Below are 18,529 nucleotides of genomic sequence, written 5' to 3' on the forward strand. Positions count from 1 at the left end.
TGGTAATCAATTGGAATTGTTGTTCTTCTCATATAAGTGACAAGCAATATAACGGTTCCCGTCAACCATCCGCCACTCGGGCTGTATGTTCCTGCATTCCGGCTTAACTAGCGGACAACGGGTATGAAAAGCGCATCCCGAAGGAGGATTGCGCGGGCTGGGAACATCCCCGGATAGCACAATTCGCTCCCTGCGCTTGTCCGGGTCCGGTTCGGGGATCGCCGAGATGAGCGCTTGGGTGTAAGGATGAAGCGGGCGCTCAAACAGCTCCTCCGTGGGCCCCATCTCTACCATTCTGCCTAAATACATGACGCCGACCCGATCGCTAATGAATCGAACGACCGACAAATCATGAGAAACGAACAAGTAGGTGAGCGACAAACGGCTTTGCAGATCCTGCATCAAATTCAGAATTTGGGCTTGTATGGATACGTCCAAAGCTGAAACCGGCTCGTCAAGAACCACGAATTTGGGCTGAAGAATCAAAGCCCGCGCAATGCCGATACGCTGCCGTTGTCCTCCGGACAGCTCATGCGGATATCGAAGAGCGTGATGCGAATTTAATCCGACGACTTCCAGCATCTCGCCGACCTTGGCCTTGATGTCTTGAGCGGATAATTTCAAATGGGTGCGAAGCGGCTCCTCCAGCGTCCGTTGAATGGTCCACTTGGGGTCCAACGAACCGTACGGATCCTGGAAAACAATCTGCATGTCGGTTTTCAGCTGACGCAGCTGCTCCGGGCCTAATGAGGTGATATCCGTGCCGTCAAACCGAATGCTCCCTGCGGTCGGCTCTATTAATCGCAGGATCGTTTTGCCAAACGTCGTTTTGCCGCAGCCCGACTCTCCGACGACCGCGAAGGTCTCTCCTTTTTCAATGGACAAGGAAACGCCGTCGAGCGCCTTAGCAGTACCGGCTCCTTTACGGAATATTCCATTCCGAGCGGGATAATGCTTTTTCAAATCACGTACCTCAAGCATCGGGGGCATGCGTATCCCTCCTGTACAGATGACATTTGCACCGGTGGCCGTTTCCAAAGTCGAACGTGCCCGGCTCCTCAATCTCGCAAATATCGATTTTGGAAGGGCATCTCTCCGCAAAACGGCAGCCCTTCGGGTATTCGGAAGGATGGGGTACCTGTCCGGCAATCGAGTATAGGCGCTTTTCGCCGCCCGTGAATTGGGGCACCGATTTCAACAGCCCCACCGTGTAAGGATGCTTCGGCTCCCGAAACAAGCTCGCGACGTCTCCCTCCTCGACGATTTGCCCCCCATACATCACGGAAACCCGGTCGCACATCTCGGCGACAACGCCTAAATCATGCGTGATCAGCATGATCGCCATGCCCCGCTCCCGCTTGAGCCTACGCATCAGGTCCAGGATTTGGGCTTGAATCGTGACGTCGAGCGCTGTCGTCGGTTCATCGGCAATTAATATTTCCGGGCTGCATGCCATAGCCATCGCTATCATCACCCGTTGACGCATTCCTCCCGACAGCTGGTGCGGATAAAGCTTGGCCACTTGTTCAGGCGCCGAAATTTCCACATCTCTCAACAAAGAGACTGCTTCCTTGCGGGCTGTTCTCTTATCTTTGTTTGAATGCTGCCGTATCGCCTCTTCCAGCTGTCTCCCGATTTTGAACACCGGGTTCAATGCCGTCATCGGCTCTTGAAAGATCATGGCGATCCGGTTCCCGCGAACCTTCCTCATCTCGGACTCAGGCAGCTGCGCCAGGTTCTGTCCTTGTAAGCGAATGTCGCCTCCCGTAATCACGGCTTGTTCCGGGAGAAGACGCATGATGGAGAGCGAAGTGATGCTTTTTCCGCTGCCGGATTCTCCGACTATTCCGAGCGTTTCTCCTGAATTCAAATACAGATCGATACCGTCCACTACACGTACCGAGCCCGACGGGGCGGCAAACTCCGTTCTTAAGTTATAAACCTCCAAAAGCTTAGTCATATTCGCCTCCCGTGTAACGAGTAAAGTCCGGCAAAACCCCCGAAGTTAATCGGGGGCCTGTTTATTATTTATAGAGCGAGGCAAATCGGATGATCTCATCCGGATAGAATACATACCCCTTCACGTTCTTATTGAAGCCTGCAATCAGATTGCTTTCGTACAGATAAGCCCATGGGGAATCGGCCGTGATCTTTTTCTGAACTTCCTTGTAAATCGCAGTGCGCTTAGCTTCATCGGTCTCGGAATTGCCCTTAGCCAGCAGGCTGTCGACTTCAGGGTTGTTATAAGCAGCATAGTTCGAAGCGCCCTTGCTGTCCAGCAAAAATCCGTAATGGTACGACGGGTCGTTCACGAGCGACGTATATTTGCCAAGGAACGCAGGCACCGACTTTTTGGTCGTCAGCTCCCGGTATTGTGCCGGCGCCACTTTATTAATATTCAACGTAATTCCGACCTTCTCCAGCTCAGCCTTAAGCAGTACGGCAATATCCTCGTAATCCTGTGTCGCGGAGGAAATGGTCAGATCGAACGTAAAGCCCTTCTCGTAGCCGGCTTCCTTCAATAAGGATTTGGCTTTCTCCACATCATACTTGTATTCATAGCCTTCAGAGGTATGAGCAGGAGACTTGCTTGAGATGGAGCTGGTCATCTTGGAGGCTTGACCAAAGACAACATCCTGCAGCAATTTGTCCTGATTAATCAAGTAATTGATCGCCTGTCTGACCTTCAGGTTGTCAAAAGGCTTGAAATTCGCGTTCATTCCCATATATACGATGCGGTTTGTCGATTCGGAGCTGATAACCAGGTTATCCTTCTTGGATAAGCTCCCCACATCCTTGGCCGGAATATCCAGAGCGACGTCAATATCTCCCTTTTCCAGGAAAAGCTCTCGGTTCGACGCTTCTTTTACGTACTTCACCACCACTTTGTCGACCTTCGGAGCGCCCTTCCAGTAGCTTTTATTCGCTACGAATACGGCTTCCGTGGCGGGGTCCCACTTCTCCAGGGTGAATGCGCCCGAGCCTGCCGAGTTCTGGGTTAAATAACCGTCAGGCTTGCCCTCAACGACGGATGGATCAACGACCGAGAAGGTAAAGGTCGCCAAATATTTCAAGAACAGCGGGTTCGGTGCCGCAAGCTTAAATTCTACAGTTTTGTCATCGATTTTCTTAAACGATTCGATGTTCGAGAGCTTATACAAGCTGCCGCTCTCGCCCTTGCTTTGAAGTCTCTTGAAGGAGAATACAACCGCATCGGCATTCACAGGGTTGCCGCTGTGGAATTTCACGCCGTCGCGCAGCACGAATGTATAAGTTTTCTTATCGTCGGAGATCGTCCACTTCTCAGCCAAGGAAGGCACGATCTGATCCGTACGGCCTACGGTTTTCCCGTCTTTGGTTTCTGTGCCGCTCGTTACCAGCTGATCGTACAAGGCAAACGCATAGGAGGCCGAGGTCAAATCTGCCGCTTCATGAGGATCCATCGTTTGACCTGCACCTTGGGAGTAGGCGATGGTTATCGTTTGACCCGCAGCGGGCGTATCGTTATTCGCGCCAGCTTGAGGCTGCCCGGAGTTATTCGCGCCCGGCTTCGGATTCGCGCTATTCGTGCAGCCTGCCGCCAGCACCAGAATTAATATTGCTGAAATGATCATAATAAGCTTGTTTGGTTTCATTTTCTCTACTCCTTCTTTGCTCTGAATTTATTATCCTTCGAGGAACGAGAGTGCGGATCGAGTATGTCCCGCAGTCCGTCCCCAAGCAGATTAAACCCGAGAATCGTAGTAGCGATGGCTATGCCGGGGAATACCGTCATCCACCATTCGCCGGAAATGATATAATCGCGCCCGTGGGAAATCATCGCCCCCCATTCCGCGGTCGGCGGTCGTACGCCCAGCCCAAGAAAACTTAGACTGGCGGTCGTCAGTACGGCGGATCCCAGACCGAGTGTAACCTGCACCAGCAACGGGGCGAATGCGTTAGGAAAAATATGACCGAACAAGATAGCGCTATGTCTGACGCCTAAGGCCCGGCTAGCCTCGATAAATTCCCGTTCCTTGATCACGACGGTTTGTCCATACATCAGTCGCGCGAACTCAGGAATACCGACAATGCCGACCGCCAGCAGCGCTCCGAACAGCCCTGGACCAATGGAAGCTGCAATGGCCATAGCCAGGATGAGCGAAGGAAACGCAAGCAGCGTATCCATGATGCGCATAATGATATTTCCGCTTCTCCCTCCAAAATAGCCGGCGATGGCTCCCAGCGGAACTCCGATAAAAAAAGCGATGCCGACGGAGACGAATCCTGTCCATACGGTGACTTGAGCACCATATACAATTCTACTAAATATATCTCTGCCATAATTGTCCGTGCCAAACCAATGCGCAGCATTCGGCGGCAGCAGCTTATCTGCTGTTTGAGGCTCGTTAGGCAAATAAGGAGCGACCCAAGGCGCCAGCACGGCCAGCACGACCCAAACGAGTACAAGAATCAGTCCAATACACGTTAACCTGTTGTTCAATACATGATTTATGACGACGATAGCTTGCTTTCGCTTATTCATAACGCACCCTCGGATCCAGCACCCCATACCAAAGCTCTACTATTAGATTCAAAATTCCGTATAACACGGCACTGATCAGCGTTATCGCCTGGATTGGCGCGTAATCGGCCGCCAGAATAGATTCCGTGACGTATTGGCCTACACCCGGCCAGACGAAAACCGTTTCGGTGATCACCGCTCCGCCGAGAAGATATCCGAACTGAAGCCCGACTACCGTTAGGGTCGGTACTAAGCCGTTAATAAGTCCATGCCTGGCAATGACGGCACCGTCCGACAAGCCTTTGGCTTTCGCCGTTCTCATGAAATCCTGCTTGATGACGTCCAGCATGCTGGCTCGAATCATTTTGGTCACAATGGCCATCGTGCCTAAGCTTAAACAAAAAGCCGGCATCAACAAATGAAGGAGGGAATCCTTCAGCGCCACCATATCCAAGCTAAGCAAGCTGTCAATCACATACAATCCGGTTACATGCGTCGGCGGATTGATATCCCCGCTGATTCGGCCAACCGGCGCGGGCAGCCAGCCAAGCTTCGAATAAAACAGGCTGATCAGCAGCAAGCCAAGCCAAAAAATCGGCATGCAGGAGCCTATCAAGGAGAGAATTCGCGTGAAATGGTCAATCACGGAATTTTTTCGGGCAGCAGCCAAGACGCCTAACGGTATGGCAACCATAAGTGCGATCACCATGCTGGCAAGTGTAAGTTCGAGCGTAGCGGGAAACCGTGTGGCGAAATCGGAAGCCACAGAATGTCCCGTATGCCAAGCGTATCCGAGATCTCCTCGGGCCAGCTGCTTGATATACTCCCAAAATTGGATATATAAAGGCTGATTAAATCCGTATTGCTCACGCACCTTCTCCACAAACTCGGGAAGCGCCTGCTCACCGGTTATCATCAAAGCCGGGTCCCCCGGCAGTACCCGTGTCAGGATGAAGGTGACTACGATAATCCCGATGAGACTAGGAACCATCATTGTTAAACGCCGGAGCGAGTATACCAGCAAGTCCCTCTTATCCTCCTTATTAGGCTATTAATAGGGGCCTTCATTTGCTTAGATCCCTAATAAGCCGAAAAATTCGAATCGCACCGTCTCAGCCGCCAGTTCTTCCGCCGTAAGGCGTGCCAAGTCGGAATTCGGATGGATCGGTCCGAACAGCCAACGGGCTATAACTCCTTCGATGAGACTCACTAATAGTGCCGCACGCATATGCAAATTCATTGACCCGGGCAGCATCCCGAGTTCAGTCGCTCTTTCAATATTGCGCCTGAACGCCTCCTCCATGTCGATACGCGTTTCCTTAGAGGCTCTTCGAATCGATTCATCCTCACCTCCGGTTAGCAGCAGCTCCATAAAATACCGGTTTTCATCGGCAAATTGAAAAATATCCTTCAAGAGACGCTGCGAGCCTTCGACCATCTCTGAAACGGAACCGCTTTGGCTGCGGTAGCCTTTCGCAATCACTTGAAGCAGCCGTTCCCGGCCGGAACGTATGATTTCCAGACCGATCGCTTCTTTGCTCTTGAAATACCAATAGAACGTTCCTTGCGCCACGCCGGCATCGGCTACAATATCGGATATCTTCGTATTGTGGTACCCATGCTTGGCAAACCGCTCGACCGCAATTGCCAAAAGCTGTTCCCGGCGCAGATCCCGCTTTGAAGCACTTTTATCGTTATCGTTGGTAATAACAAATACACACTCCTTCAAGATTGACTAGTCAGTCAGTTTTATATAATTTTATATCTTATAGACTTACTCGGAATTTGTCAATACTAATATTTTCATCCCTCATCTGTCTCATCCGGAAAGCTCAGGCTTGTCGCCGGATACTGTTGTTGATGCCATGAAATTTATGGGGGCAACTGGCGAAAGCCCTATCAGGCAGGCTCATTCCAGAGAATGAACCACCCAATAGAGCTTGACTCGCAGCTTCTGAGCAATCACATGTAACGTACGTTCTATCCCTTCATGGCGATCATTTCGAACGCTTCTCCGAAGCATACGCCGAGCCGTTATCCAATTGCTCCTGCCATTCCGGGGCCGGCCATCCCGCGACGCGGCCGGATAGCAGCGGGTCCTGCGTTTCCTTCATCCAGGCATCCACTTTACCCCGCAGCTCGTGAAGAACATTCGCGTAGTCGGGATTTGCAGCCAAATTATGACGCTCCAACGGATCTGCCTCCAAATCATAGAGCTCCTCTAAAGCATTAGGAACGTAATAATCGTCCCGCACGATTTCGCCGGATAAGCTCCGATGAATGTCAAGCGGCAAGTACACGGAAGGGCCGTCCTCGAAATTGCGGATATACTTGTACTGCTGCGTACGAACACCTCTCATCGGATGATACAAGTCATGCCAGGTCAGCTCCGCGAAGAAATGGTCACGGCTTACAGCGCTGGCTTCCGGCTTGAACAATCCGAGGAAGCTTGTCCCGTCCAGCTCTTGCGGAATGTCTCCGCCAACGAGCTGAAGCAGCGTTGGCATCAAGTCCACGTTGCAGAGCAGTTCTTTTACGACCTTCCCGCCTTCGATCAGACCCGGGTAATACATGACGAGGGCCGTCTCCAAGCCGGCGTCCATAAGTGTTCCCTTCGCCCGCGGGAAGGCAATCCCGTGGTCCGTCGTATAAATGACCAGCGTGTCCTTACTTAAACCGGCTTCTTCCAGACCTTGAAGAATGCGGCCGATACTCTGATCGAGTACTTTCACCGAACCGTGAAGCAGCGCAAAATCCTCTCTTACCTGAGGGTGATCGGGTAAGTATGGGGGCGGAGTCACTTGATCCGCGGGGTCCTTCACCGCTTCATACTCGTCAAAATCACGGTGTGTCTCAAAAAAACCGACCGACGCAAAAAACGGTCTCCCCTCGGCAGAGGCACCCTTTTCCTGCAAATATTGTACAACCCGCTCAGCTACTTGAGGTCCACGATCTCCCGGCACCGGCTCCACACGTTCATATCCCAGCTTGTAGGTCGAGGACGTCAGCCGGCTGTCGGGTTCGCCGATCGTTTCGTGGCTAAAGCCGATGAGCGCCGTTTCGTATCCCAGCTTCTGCAGCTCCTTCGGTAAGGTCGTGACCTCGGGTCGTATGGAAAAGCCCAAATGTGCAAGACCGAGCATCCCGTTATTATGCGGATACTGGCCGGTAAGAATACTTGCGCGGCTCGGACTGCACTGCGGGGCCGGACAAAAGTAATTGTCGAAGCGAACCCCTTTCTCTGCAAGCGCATCGATGGCGGGCGTTTCCACCCCTTTACCGTAGCAGCCTAAATAACGTCCGGTATCGTGTGAGATCATAAACAGAATGTTTGGTTTTTTCATGTCGCTCTCCTCTTTATATCGCTGCACGAGCTATTATTCCTTTACGGCGCCTGAAGTTAAGCCGGATACGATTTGCCGTTGAAACAGAAGCACCAGGATCGCGACCGGCACCGTCACGGTTATGGTAGCGGCGGAAATTTCCCCCCAAGGGAAGGTGAATTCTCCTTGAAACATGGCAATGCCGACTGGAACGGTCATCATGCTTTCTTTGGTATTGATTGTTAGAGAAAAGAAAAATTCGTGCCAAGCGTCCACAAACACGATGATCGCCGTCGTGAACAATCCTGGCGCTGCCAATGGCAGCAATATTTTGCGGAACGTCTGCATGATCGAGGCGCCGTCCACTTTGGCCGCTTCCTCCAGCTCATACGGAATTTTTTGAAAAAACGTCGTCATGTACCAGATCGATAACGGAAGCGCAAAAGTCGTATACGGAATAATAAGTCCCAAATACGTGTTGCGCAGCCCGGTAGCCTGCATGAACAGGAAAATCGGGGAAATCGTAGCGATCTGCGGAAACATGGAAACCGCCAGCAGCACACCCAAAAAGAACGTTTTTCCGAAAAATTGAAGACGGGCAATCGCATACGCCGCAAAAGACGCGACAAACAGGCTGTAAAGCATCGTCAAACCGGCTACCGTCAAGCTGTTCAACAGGTAACGGCCGAACGGATGGTTGACGAAGACGCTCACGTAATTGTCCAAGGTGTAGCCCGGCACGATCACATCGAACGCATGCGGCCCATATAAATACTCGGTTTCTTTCACGGAGGCCAGGAATACCCAGAAAAAGGGAAACATGACCGCTGCAATAAAAATGGTTATGCCGACATAAAAAAGCAGACCTGATTTTTTCGCCATGGTTTCCCCTCCTAACCTCCGCGTTTGCTGACCATGTCAGCGCCCAAGAGCTTCACAAAGATCATACAGATGATGGCTATGCACAAAAACACAATGACAGACAACGCGGAGCCGGCTCCGAAATCAAGCTCGGCAAACATCGTTTTGTAAGCATAAATCGAAATGGACTCCGTCGAATTCGCCGGGCCGCCCCCCGTCAGCACATAAATGAGATCGAAGACACGGAAGGCATCCAGCGTACGGAACATCAGCGCGACAAGGAAGGTTGTTTTCAATGAAGGCAGCGTAATATGAACAAACTGTTTCCAACGCGTCGCACCGTCCACTTGAGCCGCTTCATACATCGACCCGGATATCGTCTGCAACCCGGCGAGCAGCAGCAGTGCTACGAAAGGAGCTGTTTTCCATGTATCGGCGAACACGATCGAGAACATCGCTCCCGCTTTCGTCGATAGCAACGTACTCATTTCGGAGATCAAGCCAATTTCGGTAAAAAGCCTGGCAATCACGCCGTTCTGTCCGTCGTACAGAAACTGCCACATCATGGCGGAAATCGCGGTCGGCGTCGCCCAAGGAATAAGAACGGCTGCCCGTACGAGCCCCCGGCCTCGAAAAGAGCGGTTGATAAGCAGGGCGATCAACAGACCGAATAGCATCTCCATCGATACAGCGCACACCGTAAATAAAGAGGTATTTCCAATGGATTGCCATAACCGCGGATCCGCGATAAATCGCTTATAATGGCCCAGGCCGACAAAGTTAGGCTCCATGAAGGTCCCCATTAGCGCCCCGATGAGCCCTATGGGATCGTCGGGGCGCTTCATCAAGCCCTCCTCTTTCACTTGCTTTAAGATCTGAAGCATCTCGCCGAGCTCCGTCCTCAGCTTCAACGCCAATTCCCGGTCCAGCTCGAAGTACTTCAGCTCTTCCGGCACCGGCTGAAAATCGAATAGCAGACGATCAATCTTCTCATATCTGGCTTTAAAGGCCGGATCGGCCTCCAGTTCGTTCTTCATCTCCTCCGCGCGCTGCCGCAGCGGCTCCAGGCGATCTTTAACCGCTCCTCCTTCAGCAGCTTCCGCCCCAAGAATTCTAAGAAGTATCGGCATGGTCTCCGTATACTTCTCCATATTCAGGGCATACTCCGCATGAATCTCCGACTTTGTCGGATCATTGAGCCGGATGTCATATAAGCTGATCCAGAAGGAGCGCAGCACCGGCCAGATGGCAATCGCACAGATGAGCAAGGCGGCCGGCATAATCAACAGGTAAGCCACCCGAGCCTCTTTGGTAAACGCCGTTCGTTTAAACATATTTTCGAAAGACACCGCCTTCGGTCACAGCTATATCGAGAATCGAAATGAATGAAGAGTCGTGTGCCTTGAAGGCTGTAGACTCATTATGTGTTTATTTGCTGCCAATAGCTTGCTTGATTTGGCTTTCCAAGTTGCTCAGCGCCTGCTCCGGTGTTTGCTCCCCGGCGATCGCTTTGGATACCTCGACTTGAATCAGGCCGGAAATTTTGGCATATTGCGGTGTAATTGTTCTTGGGATCGCGCTGCTTAGACCGTTGACAAAGTCGCGGCTCGCGAACAACGGACTCGCTTTTTGTACCTCCGCATCATCAAACAGAGACAAATATGTGGGCGTTTGCGTGCTGTTGACGGCAATGATTTTTTGCCCTTCAGGGCTGACCGCAAATTTCAGGAACTCCCAGGCTTCCTTCGGATGCTTGGAATATTTGTTGATAGCCGCCAACCAGCCGCCAAGAGCTGCTGCTGAACGGGCGTCACCGGCCGGAAGCGCTGCAATACCGACATTGCCTGCAACTTTGGATAGCTTCGGATCGTTGGCCTGTGCGTACAACGCCGGCCAGTGACGGGCAAACACCGCGCTGCCTTCCAAGAAGGCATTCAGCGTCTCTTTCTCGGTAAAGGTGTTTAAATTGGCTGGTACGGACTGAGATTTTTGAATCTCAATGAGCTTCTTCAGCCCTTTCAAAGCTTCCGGACTATTCACCGTTACATTGCCTTTGTCGTCGATAATTTTACCGCCGTAGGCGCTGACGAGCTCCGTAAACCCGACCGTTAACCCTTCATACTGCTTCCCTTGGGTTACGAAACCGTATTTGGTGCCGCCTTGCCCCTTCAACGCCTCCGCTTGCTTGAGAAGATCATCCCACGTTTTCGGAACTTCCTTCACGATATCCTTGCGGTAATATAGCAGCCCCGCATTGTTATAACGCGGAAGTGCCCACTGTTGTCCGTTGAAATAGCCTGCGTCGATGCCGCCCTTCAGATATTTAGTGAGGTCGACCTTATCCTCCTGGATCAACCGGTCGAGCGGAAGAAGGAAACCGGCTTGGGCGAATTCGGCAGGCCAAACGACGTCCAGATTGATCACATCGATTTCAGCCGATTTACCGCCAAGGATGGTAACAAGCTGATCATGCATTTGCGAGGAGTCGTTCGGGAAATCGCGTACTTCCACCTCGATGTTCGGGAACTTCGCTTGGAAGGCGGCGACCAGCTTCTTCGTGCCTTCCGTTTGGTCGGCCCCCTGACTGAATACGATCTTTACCTTCTCGGCCGGCTTATTTTCTGCAGCCGGAGCGTTAGGCGTGCTGCTTGGGGCAGGTGCCTGGTCTTGAGGATTCGATCCAACGCAGGCGGACAGCGCAGCAGCTGCCAGCGAGAATACAAGGGTTGTGCTCAGAGCTTTTTTCAACATATGATTGGCCTCCTATTTGGTTTGAGCATGGAAATTATAGCTATCGAGCGGCGTGCAGAAGTGTATCACCCCTTTCAACCCAAATGAAAACGTTTGCTGAAAAGCTTTTCAGATTATCGTGAGCTTTAGCTTACTTGGTTTTTCATCTAATTGATGTTGATATCTCTCACGGAATGCCGTTCTTCAATCCAATGCGACATGTACGTGCGCAGCTCATCCAGCTGTTTGCCGTTGATGAGCTGATCCAGCTTCCGGACCGCTTGAAACCCCATTTGGTACAACGGCTGGGCAACGGTGGTCAGCTTCGGGTAGCTCATGCCCGCCATTCTCGTGTTGTCAAAGCCGATGACCGAAACCTGCTCAGGCACTTGAATCCGGTTCTCGTGCAGATAAGATATCGCACCAAGCGCTCTCTCATCACTTGAAGCGAAGACCGCTGTCAGCTCAGGGAATTTCGCATACAGCTTTTTCATGGCCTCGTAGCTTTCTTCAAAGTGATAGTTCGCATATTCAATGCGGATTTCCGGTGCAGCCTCCAGACCATGTGTCCGCAGTGCTCTCATGAATCCTTGAATTCTCGGCAATCCGGATATCGGATCAAGTGTAGACCCGCTAATCATGCCGATGCGCTTGTGTCCCTTGCGAATCAGATACTCCGTCGCATCATACGCAGCTTGCTCGTCGTTCACTCTTACGGAAGGGATCTCGTATTCCAAGCTATGCGTGGCAGCCAAAACAATCGGTATATTCAACTGCCGGAACAGTTCATAGCTGTCCGGATAAATCGGCTCGCTTGTAATGACGATCCCGTCGATCTGCTTTTCGCTTAACACCTTCACGCTTGCCAATCGACGAGCTTGATCGTTAACCGTATTACAAATAATCAGGTTATTTCCGCTTTCATGCGCCGAATCTTCCATCCCGCGGATGACCTCTGCATAAAATAAGTTGGAGATGTCCGGAATGATGACCCCCAGCGTCTGCGTTCTTTTGTGAATTAACCCCCGTGCCAAGGCGTTAGGGGTATAATTTAGCTGCTCGATCGCCTCCAAAATCTTTTCCCGCTTATCTTTGGCCACCAGATCCGGATTATTCAATACCCTGGATACCGTGCTAATAGAAACGTTGGCCATACGCGCTACATCTCTTATGGTTGATTTCATCGGATTCACCTGTCATTTGTCATGAAAAGCTTTTCATGACCATTATATCAAAGGCGCTCCGGCTCCACCATACCTTTTTTGATAACCAACGGGAAATTTGATATGAACTCAATCCTTATACCGAGTATTATACTAGGTATTATATGAATATCAAGATTTTTTTGAAAAAATTTGCGGAATTCAAGAAATCTTTCGGGCGGCAAGAAAAAATAATACAGCGCGTCCTACCGGAGGACACGCTGTATTCCTTAGCTTATTCGGTTATTTTCTTAAAGATTCGATACATGAGCACGGCGGTTTCGGCCCGCGTTATATTCGCCAGCGGTTCAACGCGCCCATTGCTCCCCTCGATGAGTCCAGCCTTCACCATGCCCGCGACAGCCTCCTTGGCATAATCGGCAATCTGCTGCCCGTCGGCGAACGTTTCGAGCGAAGCCGCACCGCTAATTATCGGCGCTTCCGCCGCCTTCAACGCCCGTTCGGTTAGGACAAATGTGTCTTGCCGGGTAATCGGATCGTTCGGTCTGAATGTATCGTTGCCCGAGCCCTCGGCGATTCCCAGCTTCCTTGCAGCCGCGATCGCTTCGTAATAATAATCCCCGGGCTGCACATCCTTGAAGTTTTCTGCCGCTTGCTTCGACTCGAGTCCGAGCGTCTTGACCAGCAGCGTTACAAAATCCGCCCGGGTGATCGGTTTGGCCGGCGAGTATTGCTTCTCGGACGTTCCTTCGATGATGTCTCTGGAGGCCAGCGCCTCGATCGGCCGCTTCGCCCACTCGAGACCGTTCAAGTCGTCGAACGTTTTGAATACCAGAGCAACGGCGTACGTACTGAAGTGGGTCGTCTCGAATACGATCGTTTCAGAAGCCAGATCGTATTTGGCGTTCGCTATCACATGGGCCTGACCCTCCGAATCCATGTACAGGACGACCAGATGGTCGCTTTTGCTTCTTTCCTCCGGCGTTGCCTTGTACGGAACCGATACCTTCACTTTCACATCCGGGTTGTTCCAAGCCAGCGTCCGGTCGCCGTCCTTCATCTCCAGCTCAATAACCGGACGGTCACCGACTGACGCGCGGACCTGCTCGCTCAAGCGGCCTTGATCGGCAGCGCCTAACGTTAAAGTGACGGTGGATGAATTGTCGCTGCGTCCCGTCAGCATATTGCCGGGGAGCACAACAGTACCGACGGCCGACACAATCTCGATGCGCCGGGATGGATTATCCTGCATCAACGCTGCCGACGGGAGCGCCAACGCATATGTCCGTACCCCTTCTACGGCATCGAGCTTAACCGTAACGGTCTTCTGCCCGTCCGTTCGCGCTTCCGCCTGTATGAATGCGCTATGGAGCTCCTCGGCCTTCAGCTCCGCTTTGGCTGCAGCTCCTTCCCGAGTCGGCTTCACGGTCAGACGGCCGTCCTCGTCCGGCTTGGGCTGCTCTCCCGCAGGCTGTTGTCCCGCAGGCTGTTGCGGGCCAGAGCCAACATGACCGACATTATTTTCTTCGTCATCGTCGGAATTGCTGCTTGGTCCCGTCTTGAAATTCCAAATCCCGGAGACGCTGCGGCCGCCGAAATCATCCTCCGCGACAGCGTACCACTGCTGCAGGGTCTTCGCCGGGAGACGGTTCCAGACGACTTCAGCCTTGGAGCCGCTCGCGACTTGCTCCACCTGGCCAATCCGTTGATCCGTATACACATTAACGCCCATGTAATCGGTCGCTACGCGCTTCTTCTTCGGCTGCAAATCGAGCGTTAACGTAAATTCGTCCTTGTTTGGATACTCCACGGGATCGTAATAGTTGTAATCGTCCAAATAAGGGGAATAGGTTTTAATATTGAGCTTATTGTTATCCGTATCAAATTGCATTAACCGAATGTATCCTTGTCCCCCTTCGGGGCCGCCTTGATAATCGGCCAGCATTTGATATACGTTCCGGTCCTTGACGCCGTCTCCGTCGTCATCGATTTCATCGACCAGCAGCTCGGCGTCATGATAATGCCCGGATAAGACGGCAATGACATTTTTATTCGGTACTACGACCCGCTCAAACACCTTATCGGCAATCGGCGCGCGGTTGCCCGACACCAGCAGGTATTCGTGGAAATTCAAGATGGCCATCCGGTCCGGATACTGCTTCAGCACATCGTCCATCCACTGGATTTCTTTGTCGCCAAGCCCCCAGCCCATATACAGCACGATAAAATCGTTGCCGTGGGACGATATGAGGTCATAATGCCCTCGGTTGTTATCGTACGACCCGCCGAAGGTCGGCTGCTACTTGAAGCGGTCCTCGCCGAAATAATTCCAATAATGATCGTAAGCGCCCAGCTTATGATCCACGTCATGGTTCCCTGCAAGCACCCCATAAGGAACGCCTGCCTTCTCCAGCACCGCCATATCGTCCAAAGCGCGCTGCCACTGTATCGGTTTATCCGCTTCATCAACCAGGTCGCCGGTGTGGATGACATATTTAATGTTCATCTCATCCTTCTTATCCGCAATCCAATTCACAATATCCTCATAGATATGAGGATAGCTTTCGGAATAATACTGCGTATCCGACATCCAAACGAAGGAATAATCATAATCGTCGGGCGTAGGAGGGATTTCGTCCTGAATCAGCACATCGATGGTGTGCGAGCGGGCATATTTCCCGGCTTCGAATGTCGCGTACAGCTCAAAATCCTCTGCACCCGCCACATGTTGGGCAAGCTTCTCCCACTCCTGCTTGGTCTCATCCCATGCGTACATGGTTACTTTGCGTCCTTCCAGCGAAGCTCCCTGCCACTTCAGCTCAACGGTATCGGTTGCTTTCACCGACGGATCCAGCTGCACTTGGAACCTTTGGTACGGGAACTGCGTGTCGCTGTCCGTTGTTACATATTGTCCGTCCTTGGCCGCAATCGCCATATAGTCCGCTTCACCAAAAGCTGTTTCTCCTGCCGGAACCTGCTGCTTCGGCGGCTCGTAATCGACCGTATTCCGATAGCCTGCGAGCTTTCCAGGTGCGCCGCCTCCATACGCGTAGCCCTTGTAGAACGAAACCTTCATGGCATCACCGGTCGGATCGGTCACCTTCACGGCGAGGGATACGTCGGTCTTAGCAGTTCCATTGCCCTGCTGCGGCGCGATGAGTTCCGGCTGCGAAGGGTGTTCGTTAGGCGTAAAGAAGGTAATCTTGGATTCCGAACGATTCCCCACCTTATCGCTGGCTTGAATGATCAGCGTATGCTCCCTGGGCTGCAGCTTGGAAGAGGAGGTGGCATACGGGAACGTAATAGGCGCGCCGTCGAGCCGGGTCTCCACCTTCTCCAAACCGGATGAAGCATCGCTAACGGCTGCATCAATGATAAACGGTCCTTTATACGTCTCTCCTTCTACCACCGTTGGTTGAATGGATGGAGCCGTGTTGTCCACATTGACGGTGGCCGTGCGTTCCCCGCCTCCCGATTGGATAACCTTGACGGTGTAACTTCCGTCGGCCCACTTTGTCGTATCCCATTCATAAGCCTTTGATCTAAACTTCTCCTCCGTAATGTGGAACTTGAAATCGATCACCGGGAATCTGCCACTGCTGTCCCCCATCTTGATTTCCTGCTCGCGGTCCGTATAACGGTCATCATACAGCTCCGTTCCGTCAGCGAGAACAAGGCGAATGTTCTTCACCTGGAAATCGTCCTTGTTTTCTTCCTGCCGAGTATCAAACGGCGAGGCTTTGGAGCCTGCCCGAATGGAAAGGACATTATCCCCGATTTCCAAACGGTCCGGGTTGATCGGAACGGTTAACGTCGTCCAATCATTAATCGTATCATCGAACGTGAACAGAATCTCCTGCCCGTCGGTCACCGCATTTTTGAACCAATAATTGACCGCGGTCACATCAAAGGCGAAATACGCCTCATTCTCCAGCGCAATGCTTGCAGGGGCGGCCGGCTCGTTATCAATCGCGACGCTCAGCTCGCTCGGGGCGGCCGACTGCGACGTAGTCTTCAACAAGTACCGGCCAGATAACGTGTCTCCGTCCTTCACGTTCATTCGAAGCGGCGATGTATCCAAGCCTCCGGTAATAAGCAGTCGATACGTCGGGCTTGTAGTCGTATTCGTGCCGTCTGAAGCTGCAAAGTAATAGTCAACATAAGTCCGTCCGATCAGCTCTGGCGAAAAGACCTTGTGATGATACATCGTATCGCTGAAGCTCTCTTTCAGGTAACGCTTGGTGTACGCAGACTGCTGATCCGTTTTGTAAAAGACCGCTACCGTCTTCACGCCCTGATCGTCCTTGGCATCCGCAACGAGCTCGACATCCTGCCATTGCTCCACCTCCGTTTTTCCCGTCAAGACTTCAATCGTCGGTGCTGTCGTATCCACAGGCAGCATCACCGGAAGGAGCGGCACTTGATGGCCGGCTACCGTACCCGGCGTCGCCGCTTCCAGACCCGCGCTGTACTTGATCATCGTAGCGGCGCCGTTGGCGGCGTACTTATAGAAGATGCCTTTGTTCGCCTTCGTTTCTTCGTCGTTGTCGTAGAGCGCAACCGATATCTCTTTGTGGGTGTTCGTGGCAATGACGATGCCCCGCTTGCCACCGTTGGCCATCCCGTCACTGCGCATCTTCATGATGTTCACGTTTTCCTGCAGATTCGTGCCATAGATCGCGTTAAAATCAGCGACGGTTTTGGACTGGTTCTGCGCGTTGATAATCCAGAATACCATCGTTTGCTTAGCTGGAAGGATGAAGTCCTCTACGTCCGTCGGCCAAACGACATCGGCGTCCGGACCGGAGTCTGTATAACGATAATAAATTTTATAATCTTTAAAGTTAACGTCCTTGTCGGAGTTGTTATAAATCTCGATAAACTCATACCCGTCAGCCGACCCTACGTTCGTCGAATCGGGCACAAGCTCGGTAACCATTAACGGCGGCAGCGCATTGAAGTCGATATCCGGCATTGCAATCTGCACCGTATACGTATCTGTTTTTACAGTATTGGCGCTGTCCTTAGCCTGATATAGTACTGAAGCTGCGCCTCCTTCAGCTCTGTTCCAGGAATCGCTGCGCTGAAGTCGGTACCCGTCATTTTTACAAGCGGTACAGATAAGAAGGTCGGTTCCGAAATCGATTTATAGTATACCGCCGCCGTTACAATATCGTTGTAGGTGGCCCCAGCGACCGTATCCTCCGGATTCGTAATGCTTGCCGTGATGATTACATCGTTCTCCACATTTGCAGCCGTTACCGGCGTGTGCGTGATGACCGGCGGCTCGTTATCCGGCAGGTGCACCGGAGTATCCGGAACCTGACCGGGGGAAAGCGTCCCTGGCGTCGGCGCCTGCAGGACGGCAAGCTTCGCTTGTTCCGTTCCCGCTAGTGGAGATCTATAATAAACGCCTAATCCGGTGCCAATGTCTTCTGTGACGTAGATCGCTTTTGTGATCTCGTTGGCGGCCGCGTCTCGAATGACCACGCCGCGGCTGCCACTGTTCGCCAGTCCGGTAAAACCGGTCCCGGTAATTTCTGCGATCTGATCGGGGTTAAGCGACGTTCCGTACTTGGAGTTAAAGTCTGCGACCGTCTTCGCGCTCTTGTTGTACCAGAGAACAACCGTTTGCCCAGAGGGCAGCGACACCTCAGGGAATTGGAACGGAATCATAGATCCATCTGAGGGATAATAGTACCTAACAGAATAATCGTTTAGCTTAAGCGTCCGATCAGAGTTATTATAGATTTCAATAAACTCGTAATCGTCATCCCCCGTATTATTCGGATGAATTTCCGTCACGAGCAGCACCGGCGCGCTCGACTCTGCCGCCGCAACTGCAGCAACCGGTCCAAAGGGTGACAAACAGCTTAGCAGCAAACTGCCAGCCGCCACGGCTGATATGTATGTTTTCAACAACTTACGTATGCTTCTCACCATTCGCT

Annotated in this window: 14 protein-coding genes; all 14 read right to left on the minus strand. The window is 52.2% G+C overall.

The window, feature by feature from the left end:
* Positions 1–6: 6 nt before the first annotated feature.
* The gene (locus tag FKP33_RS11000; protein WP_141335012.1) at positions 7–990 is read right to left on the minus strand and encodes an ABC transporter ATP-binding protein; all 984 of its coding nucleotides are present in this window, start codon (positions 988–990) and stop codon (positions 7–9) included.
* Positions 974–1,960 (minus strand): ABC transporter ATP-binding protein, encoded by a 987-nt coding sequence (locus FKP33_RS11005; RefSeq protein WP_141335014.1) that lies wholly within the window; start codon positions 1,958–1,960, stop codon positions 974–976. Before FKP33_RS11005 ends, FKP33_RS11000 begins: the two co-directional genes overlap by 17 nt.
* A gap of 64 nt (positions 1,961–2,024) precedes the next feature.
* Complete coding sequence (locus tag FKP33_RS11010) at positions 2,025–3,635, minus strand: ABC transporter substrate-binding protein (protein WP_141335016.1); 1,611 nt, start codon at positions 3,633–3,635, stop codon at positions 2,025–2,027.
* Between the two features lie 5 nt (positions 3,636–3,640).
* A complete protein-coding gene (locus tag FKP33_RS11015; RefSeq protein ID WP_127608413.1) occupies positions 3,641–4,525 on the minus strand; it encodes an ABC transporter permease in 885 nt (294 codons plus the stop codon).
* Complete coding sequence (locus FKP33_RS11020; protein WP_127608412.1) at positions 4,518–5,528, minus strand: ABC transporter permease; 1,011 nt, start codon at positions 5,526–5,528, stop codon at positions 4,518–4,520. Before FKP33_RS11020 ends, FKP33_RS11015 begins: the two co-directional genes overlap by 8 nt.
* A 48-nt stretch (positions 5,529–5,576) precedes the next feature.
* Positions 5,577–6,155, minus strand: coding sequence for a TetR/AcrR family transcriptional regulator (locus tag FKP33_RS11025; RefSeq protein WP_230876057.1), 579 nt, complete (start codon positions 6,153–6,155; stop codon positions 5,577–5,579).
* Between the two features lie 346 nt (positions 6,156–6,501).
* Positions 6,502–7,848, minus strand: coding sequence for a sulfatase family protein (locus tag FKP33_RS11030; protein ID WP_127608411.1), 1,347 nt, complete (start codon positions 7,846–7,848; stop codon positions 6,502–6,504).
* 33 nt (positions 7,849–7,881) lie between these two features.
* On the minus strand, positions 7,882–8,709 hold the full coding sequence (locus tag FKP33_RS11035; RefSeq protein WP_127608410.1) for a carbohydrate ABC transporter permease: 828 nt from the start codon (positions 8,707–8,709) through the stop codon (positions 7,882–7,884).
* 11 nt (positions 8,710–8,720) lie between these two features.
* The gene (locus FKP33_RS11040; RefSeq protein WP_141335018.1) at positions 8,721–10,022 is read right to left on the minus strand and encodes a carbohydrate ABC transporter permease; all 1,302 of its coding nucleotides are present in this window, start codon (positions 10,020–10,022) and stop codon (positions 8,721–8,723) included.
* Between the two features lie 94 nt (positions 10,023–10,116).
* Positions 10,117–11,439, minus strand: a complete 1,323-nt coding sequence (locus tag FKP33_RS11045) for an ABC transporter substrate-binding protein (RefSeq protein WP_141335020.1) — start codon at positions 11,437–11,439, stop codon at positions 10,117–10,119.
* 146 nt (positions 11,440–11,585) lie between these two features.
* A complete protein-coding gene (locus tag FKP33_RS11050) occupies positions 11,586–12,602 on the minus strand; it encodes a LacI family DNA-binding transcriptional regulator (RefSeq protein ID WP_141335021.1) in 1,017 nt (338 codons plus the stop codon).
* A gap of 253 nt (positions 12,603–12,855) precedes the next feature.
* Positions 12,856–14,793, minus strand: coding sequence for an S-layer homology domain-containing protein (locus tag FKP33_RS11055; protein WP_258313434.1), 1,938 nt, complete (start codon positions 14,791–14,793; stop codon positions 12,856–12,858).
* An 87-nt stretch (positions 14,794–14,880) separates the two neighbouring features.
* A complete protein-coding gene (locus FKP33_RS11060; RefSeq protein ID WP_181410118.1) occupies positions 14,881–17,556 on the minus strand; it encodes a lamin tail domain-containing metallophosphoesterase family protein in 2,676 nt (891 codons plus the stop codon).
* Positions 17,557–17,585: 29 nt separating this feature from the next.
* Positions 17,586–18,521: a lamin tail domain-containing protein gene (locus FKP33_RS11065; protein ID WP_181410119.1), complete on the minus strand. Its 936-nt coding sequence runs from the start codon at positions 18,519–18,521 to the stop codon at positions 17,586–17,588.
* Positions 18,522–18,529 lie beyond the last annotated feature (8 nt).

This window comes from Paenibacillus sp. tmac-D7 (genome assembly GCF_006519665.1).
GTDB classification, from domain to species: Bacteria; Bacillota; Bacilli; order Paenibacillales; family NBRC-103111; genus Paenibacillus_G; species Paenibacillus_G validus.